The following is a 7,516-nucleotide window of genomic DNA, read 5'->3' as shown; positions in this document are numbered from 1 at the left end:
ACACTTTCTGCATAACCTCCAAATATTTTCGCAACTTTTTTCTAAAAATTTTTCACCGCCCCGACATTCCCACATTATTATATAATATAAGAGAAAAAGACCGGCAGAAAAACAATGCCGCCACTCCGAGAAACCGCGCCTCATCCATCAAAAAAAATATCTTCCCCGACGAAAAAAATTTTATTCCACTTCGCGAAGCAAGAAGATTTCTGTAGGAAAATGGTCGGAATAGCCATTCAAAAAGCGGCCTCCCGAGAATGTGCGGTGAGGATAATTTTTAAATTTCCCACTTTTTGTGCGCAAAAAAGGTTTATTGAACACGGTACACTTCCAGTAAGTCAAACCCGGAATAGACCCGTCAACAAGATTGCCCGACACGATTATCTGGTCAAAAAGATTCCACACGCCGTTATAGCAGAGAGTGCCCACTCCATGATCCAATATATTCCAGAACGGATTAAAGAACCCGTGAGCCGCGACATCCTCACGCTCACGCACCGCACCAAACACCTTGGCACAGGATTTATTGAACGGATCATCGTTAAGGTCGCCCATCATGATAATGCCCTGAGCCGGATTTACACGCCACAACGAGTCGGCAATCTCACGTGAAAGACGCGCCGCAGCCTCACGCATAGGACTTGACTGCGCCTCTCCGCCGAGACGCGAAGGCCAGTGGTTAACGATAAAGCTGACGGGGACATCAAGCAAAGAGCCGGATACACACATCTGGTCGCGCGTCAAGAAGTCAGGCTCGTCGGGGATGACAAGACGATGATTCTCCACACTCTCCACAGCGAAATATATAGGATTATAAAGCAGACCCACATCTATACCCCGCCTGTCGGGAGAGTCGTGATGAACAAACTGCAGTCGCCACGGGTCCTTCCCCTGAGCGACAAGGGTAGAGTCGACAGCCTTTACAAGATCTTCCACGACACCACGGTTCTCCACCTCGGCGATGCCGATGACAGCAGGACCGAGCGGTGTCTCGGATGTAGGCAGCGAAGTAATCGCCCTGGCAAGATTGCGCAGTTTTTTGTTGTAACGTTCCGAAGTCCACTGACGCGGGCCCTCAGGAGAAAACTCGTAGTCAAACTTACCATTGTCGTTAATGGTGTCAAACAGATTTTCCAGGTTATAAAACGCCACCCCTGCAACGAGATATTTTTTCTCTTCCGCTCCACCGGCAACAGCCGACAGCGCCAAAACCGCCATCAAGAGCGGCATAAAAAGCAATTTACGCATAGCACTTACATATGTAATAGATTTTCATCCACAAAATTAATATATTTTCCCAAAACACAAAGCCGAAGACCCTCCTACGCAACTTTATAGCCGATAATTGCTCAAAAACGCGGATTTCTATGTAACTTTGCAAAATATTAAGCCAATTAGTCAGAATGAACATCACCATCATCAATGGACCCAACCTTAATCTGTTGGGGGTAAGAGAACCGGGCATATATGGCAGCGAAGGATTCGAGAGCTATCTCACACGGCTACGCGGACTATATCCTGACGTAACCATCGAGTATTTCCAAAGCAACCATGAGGGCGCCATCATCGACAAGCTTCATGAAACAGGATTCGGCGACACAGCCGGCATCGTGTTAAATGCGGGCGCCTACACCCACACATCCCTTGCCATAGCCGATGCAATTTCAGCTATAAGCACTCCGGTAGTCGAGGTACACATAAGTAATGTACACGCCAGGGAGGAGATACGCCATCACTCGATGATAAGCGGTGTGTGCCGCGGAGTGATCGCCGGATTCGGGCTTGACAGCTACCGTCTTGCCGTAGAAGCGTTAATCAGAAAACAATAGCCTGCAAATTCACTTATATGAAAAAATTTACCAAAATTGTTGCGACAATTTCCGACAGACGTTGCGACGTAGAGTTTATCCGTGACCTATATGAGAACGGATTGAATGTAGTGAGAATGAATTCAGCCCACATTCAGCTTGAGGGCTTCAGGAGGATTGTGGAGAATGTGCGTTCCGTTTCTCCTTCGATTGCCATACTGATGGATACAAAGGGCGCAGAGATACGCACCACGACAAATGCCGACGACGTAACCCTCAAGTTTCAGCCGGGCGACAAAGTGACATTCATAGGAGACCCCTCGGGAGTGTCCACAAAAGAGACAATATACCTCAGCTACAGCAATATCGCCAACGATGTAAGACCGGGCGTACATTTCCTTATCGACGACGGAGAAATCGACTTCCTCATAGACTCGATTGACGGACACAAGATTTACGCAACCGCTCAAAACGGAGGCGAACTCGGCTCACGCAAGAGCGTCAACGTGCCCGGAGTCAGCATCGACCTGCCCTCGCTGACTGAACGCGACCGCATAAACATAGGCTATGCGATGGACCTCGGGGTAGACTTCATAGCCCACTCCTTCGTGAGAAGCGCGCGCGACGTGCTTGACATACAGGAGATACTTGACGCCCACAACAGCCCCATCAAGATCATCTCAAAAATCGAGAACCAGGAAGGCATCGACAACTTTGACGAGATACTTGACGTGTCCTACGGTATAATGATCGCCCGAGGCGACCTCGGCATCGAAGTCCCGGCAGAACGCATTCCAGTCATCCAGAACACACTCATCAACAAGTGTATAATGCGCCACAAACCGGTAATCGTGGCAACCCAGATGCTCCACTCGATGATCAACAATCCGCGCCCTACACGTGCGGAAGTGAGCGACATCGCAAATGCAGTCAACCAGCACACCGACGCACTCATGCTCAGCGGCGAGACCGCATACGGAAAATACCCCATCGAGGCAATCGCCACAATGACCCGTGTCGCAGCCGAAGTGGAGAGATCGCTGATTCACACCCGTCCGACCCCCATTACCGAGCCCGACGTGACATCTTACCTTGCGCGCCAGGCGGTAGCCTCGTCAGACGTGCTGTCGACCAAGGCAATCATAACCGACAGCTACACAGGAAGAACCGCCCGCTACATCGCATCATTCCGCGGAAGCTACCCGACTCTCGCCATATGTTACTATCCTTATGTAGTAAGACTCCTCGCCCTTTCTTACGGAGTGCTGCCCGTATATCAGGAGCGCATGGAATCGTCACGCGTATATCTGCAGAACGCGCTCATTCACCTTATCGAGAGCGGCAGACTCACCAAGGAAGACCGCATCGCATATCTCGGCGGCGCATATGGAGAAGGCCACGGCACATCATTCCTGGAAATCAACAATGTAGGCAAAATCATGGACAATTTCCAGAGCTACAACCTGCCTAATCTCGAAGAGACTCGTCAATGACCGAAGAATTAGAGCACTACATACTCCGACACATCGACCCTGAGCCTGACAATCTTGCCAGGCTCAACCGCGACACGCATGTCAACTGCCTTTACGCCAACATGTGTTCGGGACATCTGCAAGGAAGGCTCCTGAAAATGTTCACCCGGATGATAAAGCCGCGACGTGTACTTGAGCTCGGCACGTTTACCGGCTACTCGGCACTGTGTCTCGCCGAAGGGATGGATGACACAGCCGAACTTCACTCCGTAGAAATCAACGACGAGCTTCAGGACTTCATCGAATCGCACTTCGCCGAATCGCCCATGAGCGACCGCATGCACCTGCATGTCGGCGACGCGCAGGAGATAATCCCGACACTCGGCGACGGCTGGGACCTGGTGTTTATTGACGCCAACAAGCGCAACTACATTGAATACTACAAGCTCATCGCGCCAAGGGTAAACCCGGGAGGTTTCATCATCGCCGACAACACACTCTGGTATGGCAAAGTGACCGACTCCTCCGCTCATGACGCCCAGACGGAGGGAATCCTGCGGTTCAACGATTATGTGGCTGCCGACGACTCCGTAGAAAAAGTGATGATTCCGCTGCGCGACGGACTCACCGTAATCTACAAGAAACCGCAAACACTTGCAAAGTAGCCACCCGATTAGTAACTTTGCGAAGAGTTGAGCGTTAATACATAAAAGTCATTAACCAAAAAAATTCAAGATTATGGAAACAACCCGTCAAGCCAAAATATCAAGACTGCTGCAAAAAGAACTTAGCGAGATATTCCGCCTGCAGACCGCGAAGACCCACGGCGTTATCATTTCAGTAAGCGCGGTGAGAGTGTCGCCCGACCTCAGCATCGCCAAGGTATATCTTTCAGTATTCCCCTCCGAGAAGAGCCAGGAACTGCTTGAAAGCATCAAGCACAGCGCAAAGACCATACGCTACGACCTTGCCCAGAAAGTAAGATTCCAGTTGCGCAAGACCCCTGAACTCGCCTTCTATCTCGACGACTCGCTCGACTATCTCGAAAATATCGACAATCTCCTGAAATCCTGATGTTAACACTACGGGTCGCACTACGATATCTCTTCTCCAAGAAAACCCATTCTGCCGTCAACGTCATCTCACTGATTTCGATGACAGGGGTCGCCGTGGCGACAATGGCTATCGTGTGTGTACTCTCTGTGTTCAACGGATTTACCGATCTCGCAAAGTCAAAAATCGCGCAGCTGTCGCCCGACCTTCGCATAGAAAGCCTTACAGGCAAAACCATAGCCGACGCCGACTCTATCACGGCGCTGCTGCGCGACATGCCGGAAATAGCGACAGCCTCACCGACGATAGAGGAACACGCCCTCGCCATATACTCCGACAGGCAGATACCTGTAATCATAAAAGGAGTCACGGAAGCCTACGACTCTATCACCGACATACGCTCCATCGTCCTCGACGACGGCACATGGATGCTTAACGACCCCGAATACGGCGACTTCGCGACCCTAAGCGTAGGCGCGGCAATAAACCTGGAAGCACATCCCGGATTTTACCGGAGGCTAAACATCTATGTGCCAAGGCGCACAGGACGCATCAACCCCGCCAACCCGGCGGCATCGTTCCGCGCCGACTCCCTGCTTGTAGGCGGAGTGTTCCAGACGGAGCAGGCAGAATTTGACACCGACCTCATATTGCTTCCCCTTGAATCGGCGCGCCGGCTTCTTGACTACGACCACGAGGCTACGGCAATCGAGGTGAGACTCGCCGACGGCATTTCCGAAAACAAGGCAATAAAAGCCATAACCAAAGCTCTCGGCGACGGCATAGTCGTCAAAGACCGCATACGCCAGCAGGAACAGTCGTTTAAGATGATTTCAATCGAAAAATGGATTACATTTTTTCTTCTCTCATTTATACTCATCATCGCGTCATTCAACGTAATCTCCACACTGTCAATGCTTATCATCGAAAAAGATGACAACATACACACCCTCTACGCCCTCGGCGCATCACGCAGCATGATTTCGCGGATATTCATCCTTGAAGGCTGGCTGATATCCATTTTCGGAGGCATAACCGGCATAATCGCAGGCGTCGCCCTGTCACTCGCCCAGCAATGGGGAGGATTCATAAAGCTCGGAGGCGACCACTCCGCAATGACCATCGACGTGTATCCGGTAAAAGTGGAGCTGCCCGACCTTATCGCCGTGATTTTACTTGTCGCCCTTGTAGGCTGGCTTACATCCTCACTCACAGCACTAATCATGAGGCAGCGGCTAAACAGCAGAAATACGGCACAACAAAGTTAATCTTTGTTAAATAAATCACTATCCATTCTGACTTTTACCCGCAGCAAATCAGTTTATTTGCATAAGCGGCAAATATTTATTATCTTTGCACAAGATTCGACAACCGGAGGGGGCGACAGTCCCCTCCTATTCGTATAAACCCGTTCAATCAACATCCAGCATGATAGACCGCCAATTACTTACCAGTACAGTCGAGGAGGCAATAAAAGACACAGCGCTCTTTATTGTCGAGATAAAAGTGACACCCGACAACTCTATTACAGTAGAGCTTGACAGCCCGGAAGGACTCGATATCGACACCTGCGCCGACATCACAAGGAAGATTGAAAGCGTTTTTGACCGTGACGCCGAAGACTATTCCCTCGAAGTAGGGTCGGCAGGCCTTACCTCTCCGTTCAAGGTGCGCGGACAATATCTCAAAAACATCGGCAATCAGGTCGAAGTGCTCACAAAGGCAGGTGTAAAGCTGAAAGGCACTCTCACAGCTGTCGGCGACGACGATTTCACAGTCTCCGTATCGAAAAAAGTCAAAGAGCCGGGAGCAAAACGCCCTGTCATGGTCGAAGAGCCCGTCAACATGAAAATGGACGACGCGAAATATGTAAAATACTTAATCGATTTCAAATAAAAAACTACAAATATCCCCAATATGGCTAAGAAAGAGGAATCCCCCAATATGGTGGAAAGATTTGCCGAATTTAAAGAGCTGAAGCACATCGACAAGACCACGATGATTTCCGTACTTGAGGAATCATTCCGCAATGTACTTGCCAAGATGTTCGGCACTGATGAGAATCTTGATGTCATCATGAACCCTGACAAGGGCGATGTCCAGATATTCCAGAATCTTGAAGTCGTTCCCGACGGAGAGGTAACCAATCCGTCGACCCAGATTTCACTCAGCGATGCCCGCGCCGACCAAAACCCCGACGTAGAGGTGGGCGAGGAACACACCCGCGAGATTATATTTGAAAAATTCGGACGCCGCGCCATCCTCAATCTGCGCCAGACCCTCCAGTCCAAGATTCTCGACCTCCAGAAAGAAGCGATCTACGCCCAGTTCAAAGGTCACGAGGGCGAGCTTGTGACAGGAGAGGTATATCAGACCTGGAGCAAGGAGACACTTCTGCTCGACAGCGAGGAAAACGAGCTGCTGCTCCCTAAAAGCGAGTCAATCCCGGGCGACTATTTCCGCAAGGGAGAAAACGTAAGGGCAGTAATACTTAAAGTCGACAACAAAAACAACAATATCCGCATCACTGTATCGCGCACGTCAGATGAATTCCTACGCCGACTCTTCGAGCTTGAGGTGCCGGAAATCCACGACGGACTAATCAACATCCGTGCAGTGGCGCGTATACCGGGCGAACGTGCGAAAATCGCAGTGGAAAGCTACGATGACCGCATTGACCCCGTAGGAGCATGCGTCGGTGTGAAAGGTTCACGTATCCACGGCATCGTGAGAGAACTGCGCAACGAAAACATCGACGTAATCAACTACACCTCCAATCCGGAACTCCTCATTCAGCGCGCGCTCAGCCCGGCAAAAGTGTCGTCAATACGACTCAACACCGAGGAAAAACGCGCCGAGGTATTCCTTCGTCCCGAAGAGGTGCCCTTGGCAATCGGTAAGGGCGCGCTCAATATCAAGCTTGCGTCAAAGCTCACAGGCTATGTCATCGACGTATACCGCGACACCGGCGAAGAGTTTAACGACGACATCTACCTTGATGAATTTAAAGATGAAATCGATGCATGGGTTATCGACTCACTGAAAAACATCGGTTGCATCACGGCGAAAAACGTTCTCGCAATGCCGCGTGAACTTCTCATCGAGAAAGCCGACCTTGAGGAAGACACAGTCGACAATGTGATCTCCATTCTCAAGGCAGAATTTGAAGACTAATTTCCGACA

At 50.4% G+C, this 7,516-nt stretch carries 8 protein-coding genes; 7 read left to right on the top strand and 1 reads right to left on the bottom strand.

What is annotated here, in order from left to right:
* Positions 1–180: 180 nt before the first annotated feature.
* Complete coding sequence (locus tag E4T81_RS08545) at positions 181–1,248, bottom strand: endonuclease/exonuclease/phosphatase family protein (protein ID WP_135043460.1); 1,068 nt, start codon at positions 1,246–1,248, stop codon at positions 181–183.
* 155 nt (positions 1,249–1,403) lie between these two features.
* Between E4T81_RS08545 and aroQ the strand changes: the two genes are divergently transcribed.
* From aroQ to nusA, 7 genes are all read left to right on the top strand, one after another.
* Entirely contained in the window at positions 1,404–1,829 is a 426-nt protein-coding gene (gene aroQ, locus E4T81_RS08540) for a type II 3-dehydroquinate dehydratase (RefSeq protein WP_135043457.1), read from the top strand.
* A 17-nt stretch (positions 1,830–1,846) separates the two neighbouring features.
* Positions 1,847–3,301 (top strand): pyruvate kinase, encoded by a 1,455-nt coding sequence (gene pyk / locus E4T81_RS08535; RefSeq protein ID WP_135043454.1) that lies wholly within the window; start codon positions 1,847–1,849, stop codon positions 3,299–3,301.
* Positions 3,298–3,945 carry an O-methyltransferase gene (locus tag E4T81_RS08530; protein ID WP_135043450.1) on the top strand — a complete coding sequence of 216 codons (648 nt, stop codon included), beginning with the start codon at positions 3,298–3,300 and terminating at the stop codon, positions 3,943–3,945. The genes pyk and E4T81_RS08530 overlap by 4 nt, the downstream gene beginning before the upstream one ends.
* A 73-nt stretch (positions 3,946–4,018) precedes the next feature.
* Positions 4,019–4,354 carry a 30S ribosome-binding factor RbfA gene (gene rbfA / locus E4T81_RS08525; protein WP_135043446.1) on the top strand — a complete coding sequence of 112 codons (336 nt, stop codon included), beginning with the start codon at positions 4,019–4,021 and terminating at the stop codon, positions 4,352–4,354.
* Positions 4,354–5,601, top strand: a complete 1,248-nt coding sequence (locus tag E4T81_RS08520) for an ABC transporter permease (RefSeq protein WP_135043443.1) — start codon at positions 4,354–4,356, stop codon at positions 5,599–5,601. The genes rbfA and E4T81_RS08520 overlap by 1 nt, the downstream gene beginning before the upstream one ends.
* Before the next feature lie 160 nt (positions 5,602–5,761).
* Positions 5,762–6,229 carry a ribosome assembly cofactor RimP gene (gene rimP, locus E4T81_RS08515; RefSeq protein WP_135043440.1) on the top strand — a complete coding sequence of 156 codons (468 nt, stop codon included), beginning with the start codon at positions 5,762–5,764 and terminating at the stop codon, positions 6,227–6,229.
* A 21-nt stretch (positions 6,230–6,250) separates the two neighbouring features.
* The gene (nusA, locus tag E4T81_RS08510; protein WP_135043437.1) at positions 6,251–7,507 is read left to right on the top strand and encodes a transcription termination factor NusA; all 1,257 of its coding nucleotides are present in this window, start codon (positions 6,251–6,253) and stop codon (positions 7,505–7,507) included.
* Positions 7,508–7,516 lie beyond the last annotated feature (9 nt).

The organism is Barnesiella sp. WM24, from assembly GCF_004570975.1.
Classification (GTDB): domain Bacteria; phylum Bacteroidota; class Bacteroidia; order Bacteroidales; family Muribaculaceae; genus Muribaculum.
Note: the sequence above shows the minus strand (reverse complement) of the source record. Positions and strands in the feature narration are given on the sequence as shown.